Origin of the sequence: Vibrio sp. 10N (assembly GCF_036245475.1) — a bacterium.
In the GTDB taxonomy this organism is placed as follows: Bacteria; Pseudomonadota; Gammaproteobacteria; order Enterobacterales; family Vibrionaceae; genus Vibrio.
Genome location: NZ_BTPM01000001.1, coordinates 325,924 through 339,024 on the forward strand (window position 1 = coordinate 325,924; position 13,101 = coordinate 339,024).

27 protein-coding genes are annotated in these 13,101 nt (G+C 46.0%); all 27 read left to right on the forward strand.

What is annotated here, in order from left to right:
- The first annotated feature begins 23 nt into the window (after window positions 1–23).
- The 27 genes from bfr to rpsD all read left to right on the forward strand — a co-directional run bounded on the left by bfr (window position 24) and on the right by rpsD (window position 13,100).
- Window positions 24–500, forward strand: coding sequence for a bacterioferritin (gene bfr / locus AAA946_RS01615; protein WP_112460407.1), 477 nt, complete (start codon window positions 24–26; stop codon window positions 498–500).
- A 373-nt stretch (window positions 501–873) separates the two neighbouring features.
- The gene (rpsJ, locus tag AAA946_RS01620; protein WP_031495630.1) at window positions 874–1,185 is read left to right on the forward strand and encodes a 30S ribosomal protein S10; all 312 of its coding nucleotides are present in this window, start codon (window positions 874–876) and stop codon (window positions 1,183–1,185) included.
- Window positions 1,186–1,199: 14 nt separating this feature from the next.
- Window positions 1,200–1,829: a 50S ribosomal protein L3 gene (gene rplC, locus AAA946_RS01625; protein ID WP_338163373.1), complete on the forward strand. Its 630-nt coding sequence runs from the start codon at window positions 1,200–1,202 to the stop codon at window positions 1,827–1,829.
- A gap of 16 nt (window positions 1,830–1,845) precedes the next feature.
- Window positions 1,846–2,448 (forward strand): 50S ribosomal protein L4, encoded by a 603-nt coding sequence (gene rplD / locus AAA946_RS01630; protein WP_042478663.1) that lies wholly within the window; start codon window positions 1,846–1,848, stop codon window positions 2,446–2,448.
- On the forward strand, window positions 2,445–2,747 hold the full coding sequence (gene rplW / locus AAA946_RS01635; RefSeq protein WP_042502749.1) for a 50S ribosomal protein L23: 303 nt from the start codon (window positions 2,445–2,447) through the stop codon (window positions 2,745–2,747). The genes rplD and rplW overlap by 4 nt, the downstream gene beginning before the upstream one ends.
- A gap of 15 nt (window positions 2,748–2,762) precedes the next feature.
- Window positions 2,763–3,587: a 50S ribosomal protein L2 gene (gene rplB / locus AAA946_RS01640; protein WP_042478666.1), complete on the forward strand. Its 825-nt coding sequence runs from the start codon at window positions 2,763–2,765 to the stop codon at window positions 3,585–3,587.
- Between the two features lie 19 nt (window positions 3,588–3,606).
- Window positions 3,607–3,885 carry a 30S ribosomal protein S19 gene (gene rpsS / locus AAA946_RS01645; protein ID WP_031495622.1) on the forward strand — a complete coding sequence of 93 codons (279 nt, stop codon included), beginning with the start codon at window positions 3,607–3,609 and terminating at the stop codon, window positions 3,883–3,885.
- A gap of 10 nt (window positions 3,886–3,895) precedes the next feature.
- Window positions 3,896–4,228, forward strand: coding sequence for a 50S ribosomal protein L22 (gene rplV / locus AAA946_RS01650; RefSeq protein WP_042478670.1), 333 nt, complete (start codon window positions 3,896–3,898; stop codon window positions 4,226–4,228).
- Between the two features lie 16 nt (window positions 4,229–4,244).
- The gene (rpsC, locus tag AAA946_RS01655; RefSeq protein WP_112481252.1) at window positions 4,245–4,943 is read left to right on the forward strand and encodes a 30S ribosomal protein S3; all 699 of its coding nucleotides are present in this window, start codon (window positions 4,245–4,247) and stop codon (window positions 4,941–4,943) included.
- A gap of 11 nt (window positions 4,944–4,954) precedes the next feature.
- Complete coding sequence (gene rplP / locus AAA946_RS01660) at window positions 4,955–5,365, forward strand: 50S ribosomal protein L16 (protein WP_006075723.1); 411 nt, start codon at window positions 4,955–4,957, stop codon at window positions 5,363–5,365.
- Entirely contained in the window at window positions 5,365–5,556 is a 192-nt protein-coding gene (gene rpmC, locus AAA946_RS01665) for a 50S ribosomal protein L29 (protein ID WP_004736737.1), read from the forward strand. Before rplP ends, rpmC begins: the two co-directional genes overlap by 1 nt.
- Window positions 5,556–5,810, forward strand: a complete 255-nt coding sequence (gene rpsQ, locus AAA946_RS01670; RefSeq protein WP_042478674.1) for a 30S ribosomal protein S17 — start codon at window positions 5,556–5,558, stop codon at window positions 5,808–5,810. Before rpmC ends, rpsQ begins: the two co-directional genes overlap by 1 nt.
- A gap of 160 nt (window positions 5,811–5,970) precedes the next feature.
- Window positions 5,971–6,342 (forward strand): 50S ribosomal protein L14, encoded by a 372-nt coding sequence (rplN, locus tag AAA946_RS01675; protein ID WP_006075569.1) that lies wholly within the window; start codon window positions 5,971–5,973, stop codon window positions 6,340–6,342.
- 11 nt (window positions 6,343–6,353) lie between these two features.
- Window positions 6,354–6,671, forward strand: a complete 318-nt coding sequence (gene rplX / locus AAA946_RS01680; protein WP_042478676.1) for a 50S ribosomal protein L24 — start codon at window positions 6,354–6,356, stop codon at window positions 6,669–6,671.
- A 24-nt stretch (window positions 6,672–6,695) separates the two neighbouring features.
- Window positions 6,696–7,235, forward strand: a complete 540-nt coding sequence (gene rplE, locus AAA946_RS01685; RefSeq protein WP_006075572.1) for a 50S ribosomal protein L5 — start codon at window positions 6,696–6,698, stop codon at window positions 7,233–7,235.
- Between the two features lie 17 nt (window positions 7,236–7,252).
- Window positions 7,253–7,558, forward strand: a complete 306-nt coding sequence (gene rpsN / locus AAA946_RS01690) for a 30S ribosomal protein S14 (protein WP_042502755.1) — start codon at window positions 7,253–7,255, stop codon at window positions 7,556–7,558.
- A 29-nt stretch (window positions 7,559–7,587) separates the two neighbouring features.
- Complete coding sequence (gene rpsH, locus AAA946_RS01695) at window positions 7,588–7,980, forward strand: 30S ribosomal protein S8 (RefSeq protein WP_042502757.1); 393 nt, start codon at window positions 7,588–7,590, stop codon at window positions 7,978–7,980.
- 12 nt (window positions 7,981–7,992) lie between these two features.
- On the forward strand, window positions 7,993–8,526 hold the full coding sequence (gene rplF, locus AAA946_RS01700; RefSeq protein ID WP_042502759.1) for a 50S ribosomal protein L6: 534 nt from the start codon (window positions 7,993–7,995) through the stop codon (window positions 8,524–8,526).
- Window positions 8,527–8,535: 9 nt separating this feature from the next.
- Window positions 8,536–8,889, forward strand: coding sequence for a 50S ribosomal protein L18 (rplR, locus tag AAA946_RS01705; protein WP_038228845.1), 354 nt, complete (start codon window positions 8,536–8,538; stop codon window positions 8,887–8,889).
- Between the two features lie 14 nt (window positions 8,890–8,903).
- Window positions 8,904–9,404, forward strand: a complete 501-nt coding sequence (rpsE, locus tag AAA946_RS01710) for a 30S ribosomal protein S5 (RefSeq protein ID WP_042478682.1) — start codon at window positions 8,904–8,906, stop codon at window positions 9,402–9,404.
- A 7-nt stretch (window positions 9,405–9,411) separates the two neighbouring features.
- Window positions 9,412–9,588 (forward strand): 50S ribosomal protein L30, encoded by a 177-nt coding sequence (rpmD, locus tag AAA946_RS01715; protein WP_004410429.1) that lies wholly within the window; start codon window positions 9,412–9,414, stop codon window positions 9,586–9,588.
- 5 nt (window positions 9,589–9,593) lie between these two features.
- Complete coding sequence (gene rplO, locus AAA946_RS01720; protein WP_112460405.1) at window positions 9,594–10,028, forward strand: 50S ribosomal protein L15; 435 nt, start codon at window positions 9,594–9,596, stop codon at window positions 10,026–10,028.
- A 20-nt stretch (window positions 10,029–10,048) separates the two neighbouring features.
- Entirely contained in the window at window positions 10,049–11,383 is a 1,335-nt protein-coding gene (gene secY, locus AAA946_RS01725; protein WP_338163374.1) for a preprotein translocase subunit SecY, read from the forward strand.
- Between the two features lie 39 nt (window positions 11,384–11,422).
- Window positions 11,423–11,539, forward strand: a complete 117-nt coding sequence (gene rpmJ / locus AAA946_RS01730; RefSeq protein ID WP_042478686.1) for a 50S ribosomal protein L36 — start codon at window positions 11,423–11,425, stop codon at window positions 11,537–11,539.
- Window positions 11,540–11,687: 148 nt separating this feature from the next.
- Entirely contained in the window at window positions 11,688–12,044 is a 357-nt protein-coding gene (rpsM, locus tag AAA946_RS01735) for a 30S ribosomal protein S13 (protein WP_005450559.1), read from the forward strand.
- Between the two features lie 18 nt (window positions 12,045–12,062).
- Entirely contained in the window at window positions 12,063–12,452 is a 390-nt protein-coding gene (rpsK, locus tag AAA946_RS01740) for a 30S ribosomal protein S11 (RefSeq protein ID WP_001118870.1), read from the forward strand.
- Between the two features lie 27 nt (window positions 12,453–12,479).
- Window positions 12,480–13,100, forward strand: a complete 621-nt coding sequence (gene rpsD / locus AAA946_RS01745) for a 30S ribosomal protein S4 (protein ID WP_042478689.1) — start codon at window positions 12,480–12,482, stop codon at window positions 13,098–13,100.
- Window position 13,101 lies beyond the last annotated feature (1 nt).

Genomic DNA, 13,101 nt, shown 5'->3' on the forward strand with positions numbered 1-13,101 from the left:
GAGCCAAAGAGGAGGGCTTTGTCATGAAAGGCGATCCAATCATCATTCAACATCTCAACAAAATTCTGGGTAACGAACTGGTTGCCATCAATCAATATTTCCTACACGCAAGAATGTACAAAGACTGGGGCTTAAAGCACCTAGCTGATAAGGAATACCACGAATCTATCGATGAAATGAAACACGCTGATCATTTGATTGAGCGGATTCTATTCCTTGAGGGCATCCCGAATTTGCAAGATTTAGGTAAGCTCATGGTGGGTGAAGACACCAAAGAGATGCTAGAGTGCGATTTGAAATTGGAAATGATGGCAATACCTGATCTTAAAGATGCGATCGCTTACGCGGAAGACAGTCGTGACTTCGTCTCCCGAGATCTGTTCCAAGATATTCTTGAAGATGAAGAAGAGCATGTTGATTGGCTCGAAACCCAGCTTGGACTCATCGAGAAAGTGGGGATAGAAAACTATCTTCAAGCCCAGTTTGTCGACGAAGAGTAGGGCACCATAATCGAGGGTCTAGTTACCCTTAACTAGACCCTAAAAGTAAATTCGTATATTTTTCCCCCACCTATTGCATCCCGTTTTGTGATCTGTATAATACCGCCCACTGACTTAGTTCAGTTGTGAACCAATGAGCAAAGAGGAGTAAGTAATTTGCCTCGGCAAAATACTTAGTAACGTAGACTCAGCTTATGTTCGCAGTTAATACAATTAACCCGCTATCTTTGATAGTAGGCTAATCGAAAATTAGCTGACAATGCGCTCAATTAGAGTGCTACGGTTTCACATAAATCAATCGGCATTCTCTCGCCTTCGCGAGTATGAGTGGCGATATTGTTTGTGTAATAATTAATTATTGGAGCTCTGTCTCATGCAGAACCAACGTATTCGTATCCGCCTAAAGGCTTTCGATTATAAACTAATCGACCAGTCGACTGCGGAAATCGTTGAAACAGCTAAGCGTACCGGCGCACAGGTTCGTGGTCCAATTCCACTACCTACTCGTAAAGAGCGTTTCACTGTTCTTATCTCTCCACACGTCAACAAAGATGCACGTGACCAGTACGAAATCCGTACTCACAAGCGTTTGATCGACATCGTTGAGCCAACAGACAAAACTGTTGACGCTCTAATGCGTCTTGATCTTGCTGCTGGCGTTGATGTTCAAATCAGCCTAGGTTAAGGGAGATTAGAAGAATGATTGGTCTAGTCGGACGTAAAGTGGGTATGACCCGCATTTTTACCGAAGAAGGCGTTTCTATCCCTGTAACAGTTGTTGAGGTTGAAGCGAACCGTGTAACTCAAGTACGTACACTTGATACTGACGGTTATGCAGCAATCCAGGTAACTGCAGGTGCTAAGAAAGCTAGCCGTGTTTCTAAGCCAGAAGCTGGCCACTTTGCGAAAGCAGGTGTTGAAGCAGGTCGCGGTCTTTGGGAATTCCGTTTGGAAAACGGCGAAGAGTTCGAAGTTGGCGCTGAGCTAAACGTAGAACTATTCAACGACGTTAAAAAAGTAGACGTTACTGGTACTTCTAAAGGTAAAGGTTTCCAAGGCGCAGTTAAGCGTTGGAACTTCTCTACTCAAGATGCTACTCACGGTAACTCTTTGTCTCACCGTGCTCCGGGTTCAATTGGTCAGTGCCAAACTCCAGGTCGCGTATTTAAAGGCAAAAAAATGGCAGGTCACATGGGTGCTGAGCGTGTAACGACTCAAAACCTAGAGATCGTACGTGTTGACGCTGAGCGCAATCTGCTTCTTATCAAAGGTGCAGTACCAGGCTCAACAGGCGGCAACGTGATCGTTAAACCAGCTATTAAAGCTTAACGTCTAGGAGTAAGTAATGGAATTGATGGTTAAAGGTGCTGATGCACTAACTGTTTCCGAGACTACTTTCGGACGTGACTTCAACGAAGCTCTAGTACACCAAGTAGTTGTTGCTTATGCAGCAGGTGCTCGTCAAGGTACTCGCGCTCAAAAGACTCGTTCTGAAGTATCTGGCGGTGGCGCTAAGCCATGGCGTCAAAAAGGTACTGGCCGTGCACGTGCTGGTACAATTCGTAGCCCAATCTGGCGTACAGGTGGTGTTACTTTTGCTGCGAAACCACAAGATCACAGCCAAAAAGTTAACAAGAAAATGTACCGCGGTGCTATGAAGAGCATTCTTTCTGAGCTAGTTCGTCAAGAGCGTCTAATCGTTGTTGATAACTTCTCTGTAGAAGCTCCAAAAACGAAAGAGCTTGTAGCTAAGCTTAAAGAGCTTGAGCTAACAGATGCGCTAATCGTGACTAGCGAAGTAGATGAGAATCTATTCCTAGCTGCTCGTAACCTATACAAAGTTGACGCACGTGACGTAGCTGGTATTGACCCAGTTTCTCTAATCGCGTTCGACAAAGTTGTTATTACTGCTGCTGCAGTTAAACAAGTTGAGGAGATGCTAGCATGATCACTGAAGAGCGTATCCTAAAAGTTCTACGTGCTCCGCACATCTCTGAAAAAGCAACTATGGCAGCTGAGAAAGCGAACACTATCGTTTTCAAAGTAGCTAAAGATGCAACTAAGAAAGAGATCAAAGCAGCTGTAGAAAAGCTATTTGAAGTTGAAGTTAAGTCTGTAAATACTCTTGTTCTTAAGGGTAAGACTAAACGTCAAGGTCTACGTCAAGGTCGCCGCAGCGACGTTAAGAAGGCGTATGTGACTCTGGCGGAAGGTCAAGATCTTGACTTCGTTGGCGGTGCGGAATAACAGGAGAGTTAAACAATGGCTATTGTTAAATGTAAGCCGACTTCCCCTGGTCGTCGTCACGTAGTTAAAGTTGTTAACGCTGACCTTCACAAAGGTAAGCCTTACGCTCCACTTCTAGAGAAAAACTCTAAGAACGGTGGTCGTAACAACAACGGTCGTATCACAGTACGTCACATTGGTGGTGGTCACAAACATCACTACCGTTTGGTTGACTTCAAACGTACTAAAGATGGCATCCCAGCGAAAGTTGAGCGCCTAGAATACGATCCAAACCGTAGCGCAAACATCGCTCTAGTTCTGTACGCAGACGGTGAGCGCCGCTACATCATTGCACCAAAAGGCATCCAAGCGGGTGACTCTATCCAGTCTGGTGTTGATGCGCCTATCAAAGCAGGTAACACTCTGCCGATGCGCAACATCCCAGTAGGTTCTACAGTACACTGTGTTGAACTTAAGCCTGGTAAAGGTGCACAAATTGCTCGTTCTGCAGGTGCATACGCACAAATCATCGCTCGCGATGGTGCATATGTAACTCTACGCCTACGTTCTGGCGAAATGCGCAAAGTACTATCAGAAGGCCGTGCAACAATCGGTGAAGTTGGTAATGCTGAGCACATGCTACGTGAACTAGGTAAAGCTGGTGCTAGCCGCTGGCGCGGTGTTCGTCCAACCGTTCGCGGTGTGGTAATGAACCCGGTAGACCACCCACACGGTGGTGGTGAAGGCCGTACTTCTGGTGGTCGTCACCCAGTATCTCCTTGGGGTCAGCCAACTAAAGGCTTTAAGACTCGTAAGAACAAGCGCACTGACAAGTACATCGTACGTCGTCGTAACAAGTAATCTATAAAGAGGAATCGCCATGCCACGTTCTCTCAAGAAAGGTCCTTTTATTGACCTACACTTGCTGAAGAAGGTAGAGAAAGCGGTGGAAAGCGGAGACAAAAAGCCTGTTAAGACTTGGTCCCGTCGTTCAATGATCATCCCATCAATGATTGGTTTGACCATCGCTGTCCATAATGGTCGTCAGCACGTACCAGTTTTCGTTACCGAAGAAATGATCGGTCACAAACTGGGTGAATTTGCACCAACTCGCACTTACCGCGGCCACGCTGCGGATAAGAAAGCTAAGAAGAAATAAGGAGTAGATGATGGAAGCTATCGCTAAACATAACTTTGCTCGTATTTCTCCTCAGAAAGCTCGCTTAGTTGCAGACCAAATCCGCGGTAAAAGCGTGGATCAAGCTCTTGAACTACTAACTTTCAGCAACAAAAAAGCTGCTGAACTAGTTAAGAAAGTTCTTGAATCAGCAATCGCGAATGCGGAACACAACGAAGGTGCAGATATCGACGATCTTTCAGTCGCAAAAATCTTCGTAGATGAAGGCCCTATCATGAAGCGTATTATGCCTCGTGCTAAAGGCCGTGCCGACCGTATCTTGAAGCGTTCTTGCCACATCACTGTTGTTGTTGCAGACGCTTAAGACTAGGAGATAAGCAATGGGTCAGAAAGTACATCCTAATGGTATTCGTCTTGGCATCGTTAAGCCTTGGAATGCTACATGGTTTGCTAACACCAAAGATTTCGCTGACAACCTAGACGGCGACTTCAAGGTACGTCAGTTCCTTACTAAGGAACTAGCAAAAGCGTCTCTTTCACGTATCGTTATCGAGCGTCCAGCTAAGAGCATCCGTGTGACTATTCACACTGCTCGTCCTGGCGTTGTTATCGGTAAGAAAGGCGAAGACGTTGAGAAGCTACGCGCAGCTGTAGCTAAAATCGCAGGTGTACCAGCGCAAATTAACATCGCTGAAGTACGTAAGCCTGAGCTAGACGGCCAACTTGTGGCTGATAGCATCGCGTCTCAACTTGAGCGTCGTGTTATGTTCCGTCGTGCTATGAAGCGTGCGGTACAAAATGCTATGCGTCTTGGCGCTAAAGGTATCAAAGTGGAAGTAAGTGGTCGTCTAGGCGGCGCTGAAATCGCACGTTCTGAGTGGTACCGTGAAGGCCGTGTGCCTCTACACACTCTACGTGCTGACATTGATTACGCAACTTCTTCGGCTCACACTCAATACGGTGTGATCGGCATTAAAGTTTGGATCTTCAAAGGTGAGATTCTAGGCGGTATGCCAGCAGCTAACGCTGTAGAGCCAAAAGGCGACAAGCCTAAGAAGCAGCGCAAAGGCCGTAAGTAAGGAGTCGACAGATGCTACAACCTAAACGTACTAAGTTCCGTAAGGTTCAGACTGGTCGCAACCGTGGTCTAGCTAAAGGTACAGACGTAAGCTTCGGCACATTCGGTCTTAAGGCTGTTGGTCGTGGTCGTCTTACTGCTCGTCAGATCGAAGCGGCTCGTCGTGCAATGACGCGTCACGTTAAGCGTCAAGGTAAAATCTGGATTCGTGTATTCCCAGACAAGCCTATCACAGAAAAACCACTAGAAGTTCGTCAAGGTAAGGGTAAAGGTAACGTTGAGTACTGGGTAGCCCAAATCCAACCTGGTAAGGTTATGTACGAAATGGACGGTGTACCTGAAGAGTTGGCACGTGAAGCGTTCCGCCTAGCGGCTCGCAAACTGCCGTTCAAAACTACATTTGTAACTAAGCAGGTGATGTGATGAAAGCACAAGATCTACGCGAAAAAAACGTTGAAGAGCTTAACGCTGAGCTTTTGAATTTGCTACGTGAACAGTTCAACTTGCGCATGCAAGCTGCAACTGGTCAGCTTCAGCAAACTCATACTCTAAAAGCTGTACGCCGTGATATCGCACGTGTGAAAACTGTTTTGACTGAGAAGGCAGGCGCATAATGAGCGAACAAATCCGTACTCAACTAGGTCGTGTAATTAGCAACAAAGGCGACAAGTCTATTGTTGTTGCAATCGAACGCATGGTTAAACACCCAATTTACGGTAAATTCGTAAAGCGTACGACTAAACTACACGCACATGACGAAAACAACGAGTGTGGCATTGGCGACACTGTTGAAGTTCGTGAGTGCCGTCCACTGTCTAAGACTAAGTCTTGGACTTTGGTAAGCATCGTAGAAAAAGCGAAAATTTAATCGTTTTTCTCTAGCGAAATCAAGCGGCTCCAAATTATTTTTGGGGCCGCTTATTTTTTGTCTACCCAATCACAAAAAAGGGTGGTACAATTCGCGTCCCTTTAAAGAGGCAGCCCGACCCGAGAGGGTCTAGTTTTTAATATTTAGCGGAGCACTAACAATGATCCAAATGCAAAGTACACTTGACGCAGCAGATAACTCTGGCGCGCGCAAGGTAATGTGTATTAAGGTTCTGGGTGGCTCACACCGTCGTTACGCACACATCGGCGACATCATCAAAGTTACTGTGAAAGAAGCAATTCCTCGCGGTAAAGTTAAAAAAGGTGATGTTCTGAAGGCGGTAGTAGTTCGCACCCGTAAAGGCGTACGTCGTCCAGACGGTTCTGTCATTCGCTTCGACCGTAATGCTTGTGTATTGTTGAACGACACTACTGAGCAACCAGTCGGCACACGTATCTTTGGTCCAGTGACTCGTGAACTTCGTAACGCGAAATTCATGAAAATTGTTTCACTAGCACCTGAAGTACTGTAAGGAGCTATAAAATGGCAGCTAAAATCCGTCGTAATGACGAAGTAATCGTTCTTGCTGGTAAAGATAAAGGCAAGAAAGGTAAAGTAACTAAGGTTCTAGCAACTGGTAAAGTTATCGTTGAAGGTATCAACCTTGTTAAGAAGCACCAAAAGCCTCAACCGGCTCTAGGTCAACAAGGTGGCATCGTTGAGCAAGAAGCAGCAATTGACGCTTCTAACGTTGCAATCTTTAACGCGGCTACTGGTAAAGCTGACCGCATCGGTTTCCGTATCGAAGATGGCAAGAAAGTTCGTTTCTTCAAGTCTAACGGCGAAACTGTTTCTAACTAATAGAAAGTAATTTGGAGTTCTACTATGGCGAAACTGCATGATTACTACAAGTCGTCTGTAGTTGCTGAATTGACCAAACAATTCAACTACTCAAGCGTCATGCAAGTCCCTAGGATTGAGAAAATCACCCTAAACATGGGCGTTGGTGAAGCAATCAACGATAAGAAACTGCTAGAAAACGCAGCAGCTGATATGGCAACGATCTCTGGTCAAAAGCCTCTTATCACTAAAGCGCGTAAATCTGTTGCAGGTTTCAAAATTCGTGAAGGCTACCCAATTGGTTGTAAAGTAACCTTGCGTGGCGAACGTATGTGGGAATTTTTAGAGCGTTTAATCTCTATCGCACTTCCACGTGTACGTGACTTCCGTGGCGTTAGCGCTAAGTCTTTTGACGGACGCGGTAACTACAGCATGGGCGTTCGCGAGCAAATCATCTTCCCGGAAATCGACTACGATAAAGTAGACCGTGTTCGTGGCCTAGACATCACTATTACGACGTCTGCTGCAAACGATGAGGAAGGCCGAGCTCTGCTGGCTGCCTTTAACTTCCCATTCCGTAAGTAAGGTGAAGGGTTACTGTTATGGCTAAACAATCAATGAAAGCGCGCGAAACTAAACGCGCGAAGCTAGTAGCTAAGTTTGCTGAAAAGCGCTCAGCTCTAAAAGCTATCATCAGCGATGTAAACGCATCTGAAGAAGATCGTTGGAACGCAGTACTTAAACTGCAAGCTCTTCCACGTGATTCAAGTGCTTCACGTCAGCGCAACCGTTGCAACCAAACTGGTCGCCCACACGGTTACCTACGTAAGTTCGGTCTAAGCCGTATCAAAGTTCGCGAAGCTTGCATGAAAGGCGAGATTCCTGGACTTCGTAAGGCTAGCTGGTAATTGCCACTTAATCATTTGGAGTAAATCTTATGAGCATGCAAGATCCGATTTCGGATATGCTGACCCGCGTTCGTAACGGTCAGGCAGCAAACAAAGTTGCTGTAAAAATGCCTTCTTCAAAGCTTAAAGTTGCAATCGCTGCACTACTGAAAGCTGAAGGTTACATCGTTGACTTCGCTGTTGAAGGCGAAGCAAAACCAGTGCTAGAAGTTACACTTAAGTACTTCCAAGCAAAACCAGTAATTGAGCAAATCAAACGTGTTTCACGTCCTGGTCTGCGTGTCTACAAAAACAAAGACTCGCTACCAACTGTGATGGGCGGTTTGGGTATTGCTGTTGTTTCTACTTCCAAGGGTCTGATGTCAGACCGCGCTGCACGTAAAGCAGGTCTTGGCGGTGAAATCATCTGTTACGTAGCTTAATAGGAGTAGATTATGTCTCGTGTTGCTAAAGCACCTGTCGCTATTCCAGCTGGCGTAGAGGTGAAACTAAACGGCCAAGAAGTTACTGTTAAAGGCGCTAAAGGTGAACTTACTCGCGTTCTAAACAACGCAGTAGTTATCGCTCAAGAAGAGAGCAACCTTACATTCGGTCCTCGCGACGGTGTTGCTAACGCATGGGCACAAGCAGGTACTGCACGTGCACTAGTTAACAACATGGTTGTTGGTGTTACTGAAGGCTTTACTAAGAAGCTAACTCTTAAAGGTGTTGGTTACCGTGCTGCTATCAAAGGCAACGCTGTAGGCCTAACACTTGGCTTCTCTCACCCAGTTGAGCACGAGTTGCCAGCGGGTATTAAAGCTGAGTGTCCTAGCCAAACTGAGATCATCATTACTGGTTGTGATAAGCAACTAGTTGGTCAAGTTGCAGCTGACATTCGTTCTTACCGTGAGCCTGAGCCATACAAAGGCAAAGGTGTTCGTTACGCAGATGAAAATGTGCGTACTAAAGAAGCTAAGAAGAAGTAAGGTAACACTATGGATAAGAAAGCATCTCGCATCCGTCGTGCTACACGTGCACGTCGTAAGATTGCAGAACTGGGTGCAACTCGCCTAGTAGTACACCGTACTCCTCGTCACGTTTACGCTCAAGTAATCGCAGCGAACGGCTCTGAAGTTATCGCAGCCGCTTCAACTGTTGAAAAAGCGATTCGTGAAGAAGTTAAGAGTACTGGTAACATCGATGCAGCTAAAGCAGTTGGTAAAGCTGTTGCTGAGCGCGCTCTTGAAAAAGGCGTATCTGCTGTTGCATTCGATCGTTCTGGTTTCCAATACCACGGTCGAGTAGCGGCGCTAGCAGAATCTGCTCGCGAAGCTGGTCTGAAATTCTAAGGTAGGGTTGGAAGATGGCTAAAGAACAACAACAAGCTAGTGATTTGCAAGAAAAGCTAATCGCCGTTAACCGTGTTTCTAAGACGGTTAAAGGTGGTCGAATCATGAGCTTCACTGCACTAACAGTAGTTGGTGACGGTAATGGTCGCGTAGGTTTCGGTTACGGCAAAGCTCGTGAAGTACCTGCTGCGATTCAAAAAGCAATGGAAAAAGCACGTCGTAACATGACTACGATCGCGCTTAACGAAGGCACTCTTCACCACCCGGTGAAAGGTCGCCACTCTGGCTCTAAAGTTTACATGCAGCCAGCAGCAGAAGGTACGGGTGTTATCGCAGGTGGTGCGATGCGTGCAGTACTAGAAGTTGCAGGTGTACACAACGTACTATCTAAAGCATACGGTTCTACGAACCCTATCAACATCGTTCGTGCAACGATCGACGCTCTAGGTAGCATGAAGTCACCAGAAATGGTTGCTGCTAAACGTGGTCTAACTGTTGAATCTATTTCGGAGTAAGAACACCATGGCAACTATCAAAGTAACTCAAACTAAGAGCTCAATTGGTCGCCTACCTAAGCACAAAGCGTGTCTTAAAGGTCTTGGCCTTCGTAAAATCAACCACACAGTAGAACTTGAAGATACTCCGTGCGTTCGCGGTATGATCAACAAGGTTTACTACATGGTTAAAGTTGAGGAGTAATCAGAATGCGTTTGAATACTCTATCACCGGCTGCGGGTTCTAAGCCTTCTAAGAAGCGCGTAGGTCGTGGTATCGGTTCTGGCCTAGGTAAAACTGGTGGCCGTGGTCACAAAGGTCAAAAATCACGTTCTGGCGGCAGTGTTCGTCCAGGTTTTGAAGGCGGTCAAATGCCTTTGAAACAGCGTCTACCAAAATTCGGTTTCACTTCTCGTAAGAGCCTAGTGTCTGCTGAAGTTCGTCTAGCTGAGCTAGCGAAAGTAACTGGTGACGTTGTTGACCTAAACAGCCTTAAAGCAGCTAACGTTATCACTAAGAACATCGAATTTGTTAAAGTTGTTCTTTCAGGTGAAATCGACAAAGCTGTGACTGTTAAAGGTCTACGCGTGACTAAAGGCGCTAAAGCTGCAATCGAAGCTGCAGGCGGTAAAATCGAGGAATAATCTCGAGGGATGAGGTACAGATGGCTAAGAAACCAGGACAAGATTTTAGTAGTGCAAAGAATGGCTTAAACGAACTTAAGTCTAGACTTTTATTCGTTATAGGCGCACTTTTAGTGTTCCGTGCCGGCTCTTTTGTGCCGATCCCTGGTATTGACGCAGCTGTACTTGCCGATTTGTTCGAACAGCAAAAAGGTACCATCGTAGAAATGTTTAACATGTTCTCCGGTGGTGCATTAGAGCGTGCATCTATTTTAGCACTGGGCATCATGCCGTATATTTCGGCGTCGATTGTTGTCCAGTTGCTAACGGTAGTTCATCCAGCGTTAGCCGAACTCAAGAAAGAGGGTGAGGCAGGGCGTCGTAAGATTAGCCAATATACGCGTTATGGTACGCTTGTACTTGCAACATTCCAGGCAATAGGTATCGCAACTGGCCTTCCAAACATGGTCAATAATCTGGTTGTTATCAACCAAACCATGTTTACGCTAATTGCAACCGTAAGTTTAGTAACTGGTACCATGTTCCTAATGTGGTTAGGTGAACAAATTACAGAGCGTGGAATTGGTAATGGTATTTCCATTCTAATTTTTGCAGGTATTGTTGCTGGATTGCCTTCTGCAATCGGTCAAACAATCGAGCAAGCGCGTCAAGGTGAACTGCACGTACTTCTTCTGTTGTTGATTGCTGTACTTGCTTTCGCAGTGATTTACTTTGTTGTGTTTATGGAACGTGGTCAACGTCGCATCGTTGTTAACTACGCTAAACGTCAACAAGGCCGTAAGGTTTTCGCTGCACAAAGCACACACCTACCGTTGAAAATCAACATGGCAGGTGTTATTCCAGCAATCTTTGCTTCAAGCATTATCCTGTTCCCAGGAACACTGGCTCAGTGGTTTGGTCAGAATGGTGAGAGCAGCGCGTTCGGTTGGTTAACTGACGTGTCATTGGCTCTTAGCCCAGGTCAACCGTTGTATGTAATGCTTTATGCAGCAGCGATTATTTTCTTCTGTTTCTTCTACACGGCTCTTGTTTTCAATCCGCGTGAAACAGCAGATAACTTGAAGAAGTCTGGTGCATTCGTACCCGGCATCCGCCCAGGTGAGCAGACAGCGAAATATATTGATAAAGTAATGACTAGACTTACCCTTGCAGGTGCTCTATATATTACCTTTATCTGTCTGATTCCCGAGTTCATGATGGTCGCGTGGAACGTACGTTTCTACTTCGGCGGTACTTCACTACTTATCGTAGTGGTAGTAATTATGGACTTTATGGCACAGGTACAGACTCATCTGATGTCACAACAGTATGATTCTGTGTTGAAGAAAGCAAATCTGAAAGGCGTTGGCCGTTAATTCGGCGATTGTCTCAGATTTCATCTACGGAGTTTAGCAATGAAAGTTCGTGCTTCCGTTAAAAAAATCTGCCGTAACTGTAAAGTTATCAAGCGCAACGGTGTTGTGCGTGTTATCTGTAGCAGTGAGCCAAAGCACAAACAGCGCCAAGGCTAATTAAGCAGAAATTTTTACTTGAAATATAAGGTATGGTCGAGTATATTCCTCGGCCTACCTTTTGCGTGCAAAAGAAGTAGCACTCCGCAGCGTATCCATAACGGGCTTTGCTGCGGCTATTCTTTTTAAGAAACACTAGGAGTGAATAATGGCCCGTATAGCAGGCATTAACATTCCTGATCAAAAACACGCTGTAATCGCACTAACTGCGATCTACGGCATCGGTAAAACTCGCTCTCAAGCTATCCTAGCTGAAGTGGGTATTGCTGAAGATGTTAAGATCAGTGAACTAACTGAAGAGCAGATCGATCAACTGCGTGATGGTGTAGCTAAGTACACTGTAGAAGGTGATCTACGTCGTGAAGTATCAATGAACATCAAGCGTCTTATGGACCTTGGCTGTTACCGTGGTCTTCGTCATCGTCGCAGTCTACCACTACGTGGACAGCGTACTAAAACCAACGCTCGCACCCGTAAGGGTCCGCGTAAGCCGATCAAGAAATAATCGGGAAGGTAGAGTACAATGGCTAAACAACCAACTCGCGCTCGTAAGCGCGTACGCAAGCAAGTTGCAGATGGCGTTGCGCACATCCATGCTTCTTTCAATAACACAATCGTAACCATTACTGACCGTCAAGGTAACGCTCTTGCATGGGCAACTGCAGGTGGTTCAGGTTTCCGTGGTTCTCGTAAGTCTACTCCGTTCGCTGCACAGGTTGCTGCTGAGCGTTGTGCTGAAATGGCTAAAGAATACGGTCTAAAGAACTTGGAAGTTATGGTTAAGGGTCCAGGTCCAGGTCGCGAATCTACTGTTCGTGCACTGAACGCTGCTGGTTTCCGCATCACGAACATCGTTGACGCGACACCAATCCCTCATAACGGTTGTCGTCCACCTAAGAAACGTCGCGTATAACGTTTCTAGGATAATTGGAGAAGAATCATGGCAAGATATTTGGGTCCTAAGCTGAAGCTTAGCCGTCGCGAAGGTACAGACTTATTCCTTAAGTCAGGCGTACGCGCGATCGATACCAAGTGTAAAATCGATAACGCACCAGGTGTACACGGCGCTCGTCGCGGTCGTCTATCTGAGTATGGCGTTCAGCTTCGTGAGAAGCAAAAAGTTCGTCGTATCTACGGCGTTCTAGAAAAACAATTCCGTAACTACTACAAAGAAGCAGCTCGCCTTAAAGGCAACACGGGTGAAAACCTACTTCAGCTTCTTGAAGGTCGTCTAGATAACGTAGTTTACCGCATGGGCTTTGGTGCAACTCGCGCAGAAGCACGTCAGCTAGTTAGCCACAAAGCTATCCTAGTTAACGGTAATGTTGTAAACGTTCCTTCATTCAAAATTACGGCTAACGACGTTGTTTCTATCCGCGAGAAGGCTAAACAGCAAGCTCGTATTAAAGCGGCTCTAGAAGTTGCTGAACAACGCGAAAAACCAACTTGGATTGAAGTAGATGCTGGCAAGATGGAAGGTACATTCAAGCGTATGCCTGAGCGTTCAGATCTATCTGCTGACATTAACGAACACTTGATCGTCGAGCTTTACTCTAAGTAAG

What these genes read in the sequence shown, in the direction of transcription:
- rpmC (WP_004736737.1), top strand. Translation starts at nt 5,365, where the DNA reads ATGAAAGCACAAGATCTACGCGAAAAAAACGTTGAAGAGCTTAACGCT.
- rpmJ (WP_042478686.1), top strand. Translation starts at nt 11,423, where the DNA reads ATGAAAGTTCGTGCTTCCGTTAAAAAAATCTGCCGTAACTGTAAAGTT.
- rpsJ (WP_031495630.1), top strand. Translation starts at nt 874, where the DNA reads ATGCAGAACCAACGTATTCGTATCCGCCTAAAGGCTTTCGATTATAAA.
- rplE (WP_006075572.1), top strand. Translation starts at nt 6,696, where the DNA reads ATGGCGAAACTGCATGATTACTACAAGTCGTCTGTAGTTGCTGAATTG.
- rplW (WP_042502749.1), top strand. Translation starts at nt 2,445, where the DNA reads ATGATCACTGAAGAGCGTATCCTAAAAGTTCTACGTGCTCCGCACATC.
- rplV (WP_042478670.1), top strand. Translation starts at nt 3,896, where the DNA reads ATGGAAGCTATCGCTAAACATAACTTTGCTCGTATTTCTCCTCAGAAA.
- rplP (WP_006075723.1), top strand. Translation starts at nt 4,955, where the DNA reads ATGCTACAACCTAAACGTACTAAGTTCCGTAAGGTTCAGACTGGTCGC.
- rpsN (WP_042502755.1), top strand. Translation starts at nt 7,253, where the DNA reads ATGGCTAAACAATCAATGAAAGCGCGCGAAACTAAACGCGCGAAGCTA.
- rpsQ (WP_042478674.1), top strand. Translation starts at nt 5,556, where the DNA reads ATGAGCGAACAAATCCGTACTCAACTAGGTCGTGTAATTAGCAACAAA.
- rplD (WP_042478663.1), top strand. Translation starts at nt 1,846, where the DNA reads ATGGAATTGATGGTTAAAGGTGCTGATGCACTAACTGTTTCCGAGACT.
- rpmD (WP_004410429.1), top strand. Translation starts at nt 9,412, where the DNA reads ATGGCAACTATCAAAGTAACTCAAACTAAGAGCTCAATTGGTCGCCTA.
- rpsC (WP_112481252.1), top strand. Translation starts at nt 4,245, where the DNA reads ATGGGTCAGAAAGTACATCCTAATGGTATTCGTCTTGGCATCGTTAAG.
- rpsM (WP_005450559.1), top strand. Translation starts at nt 11,688, where the DNA reads ATGGCCCGTATAGCAGGCATTAACATTCCTGATCAAAAACACGCTGTA.
- rplR (WP_038228845.1), top strand. Translation starts at nt 8,536, where the DNA reads ATGGATAAGAAAGCATCTCGCATCCGTCGTGCTACACGTGCACGTCGT.
- rpsH (WP_042502757.1), top strand. Translation starts at nt 7,588, where the DNA reads ATGAGCATGCAAGATCCGATTTCGGATATGCTGACCCGCGTTCGTAAC.
- rplB (WP_042478666.1), top strand. Translation starts at nt 2,763, where the DNA reads ATGGCTATTGTTAAATGTAAGCCGACTTCCCCTGGTCGTCGTCACGTA.
- rpsS (WP_031495622.1), top strand. Translation starts at nt 3,607, where the DNA reads ATGCCACGTTCTCTCAAGAAAGGTCCTTTTATTGACCTACACTTGCTG.
- rplO (WP_112460405.1), top strand. Translation starts at nt 9,594, where the DNA reads ATGCGTTTGAATACTCTATCACCGGCTGCGGGTTCTAAGCCTTCTAAG.
- rpsE (WP_042478682.1), top strand. Translation starts at nt 8,904, where the DNA reads ATGGCTAAAGAACAACAACAAGCTAGTGATTTGCAAGAAAAGCTAATC.
- secY (WP_338163374.1), top strand. Translation starts at nt 10,049, where the DNA reads ATGGCTAAGAAACCAGGACAAGATTTTAGTAGTGCAAAGAATGGCTTA.
- rplF (WP_042502759.1), top strand. Translation starts at nt 7,993, where the DNA reads ATGTCTCGTGTTGCTAAAGCACCTGTCGCTATTCCAGCTGGCGTAGAG.
- rpsK (WP_001118870.1), top strand. Translation starts at nt 12,063, where the DNA reads ATGGCTAAACAACCAACTCGCGCTCGTAAGCGCGTACGCAAGCAAGTT.
- rplC (WP_338163373.1), top strand. Translation starts at nt 1,200, where the DNA reads ATGATTGGTCTAGTCGGACGTAAAGTGGGTATGACCCGCATTTTTACC.
- rplX (WP_042478676.1), top strand. Translation starts at nt 6,354, where the DNA reads ATGGCAGCTAAAATCCGTCGTAATGACGAAGTAATCGTTCTTGCTGGT.
- rpsD (WP_042478689.1), top strand. Translation starts at nt 12,480, where the DNA reads ATGGCAAGATATTTGGGTCCTAAGCTGAAGCTTAGCCGTCGCGAAGGT.
- bfr (WP_112460407.1), top strand. Translation starts at nt 24, where the DNA reads ATGAAAGGCGATCCAATCATCATTCAACATCTCAACAAAATTCTGGGT.
- rplN (WP_006075569.1), top strand. Translation starts at nt 5,971, where the DNA reads ATGATCCAAATGCAAAGTACACTTGACGCAGCAGATAACTCTGGCGCG.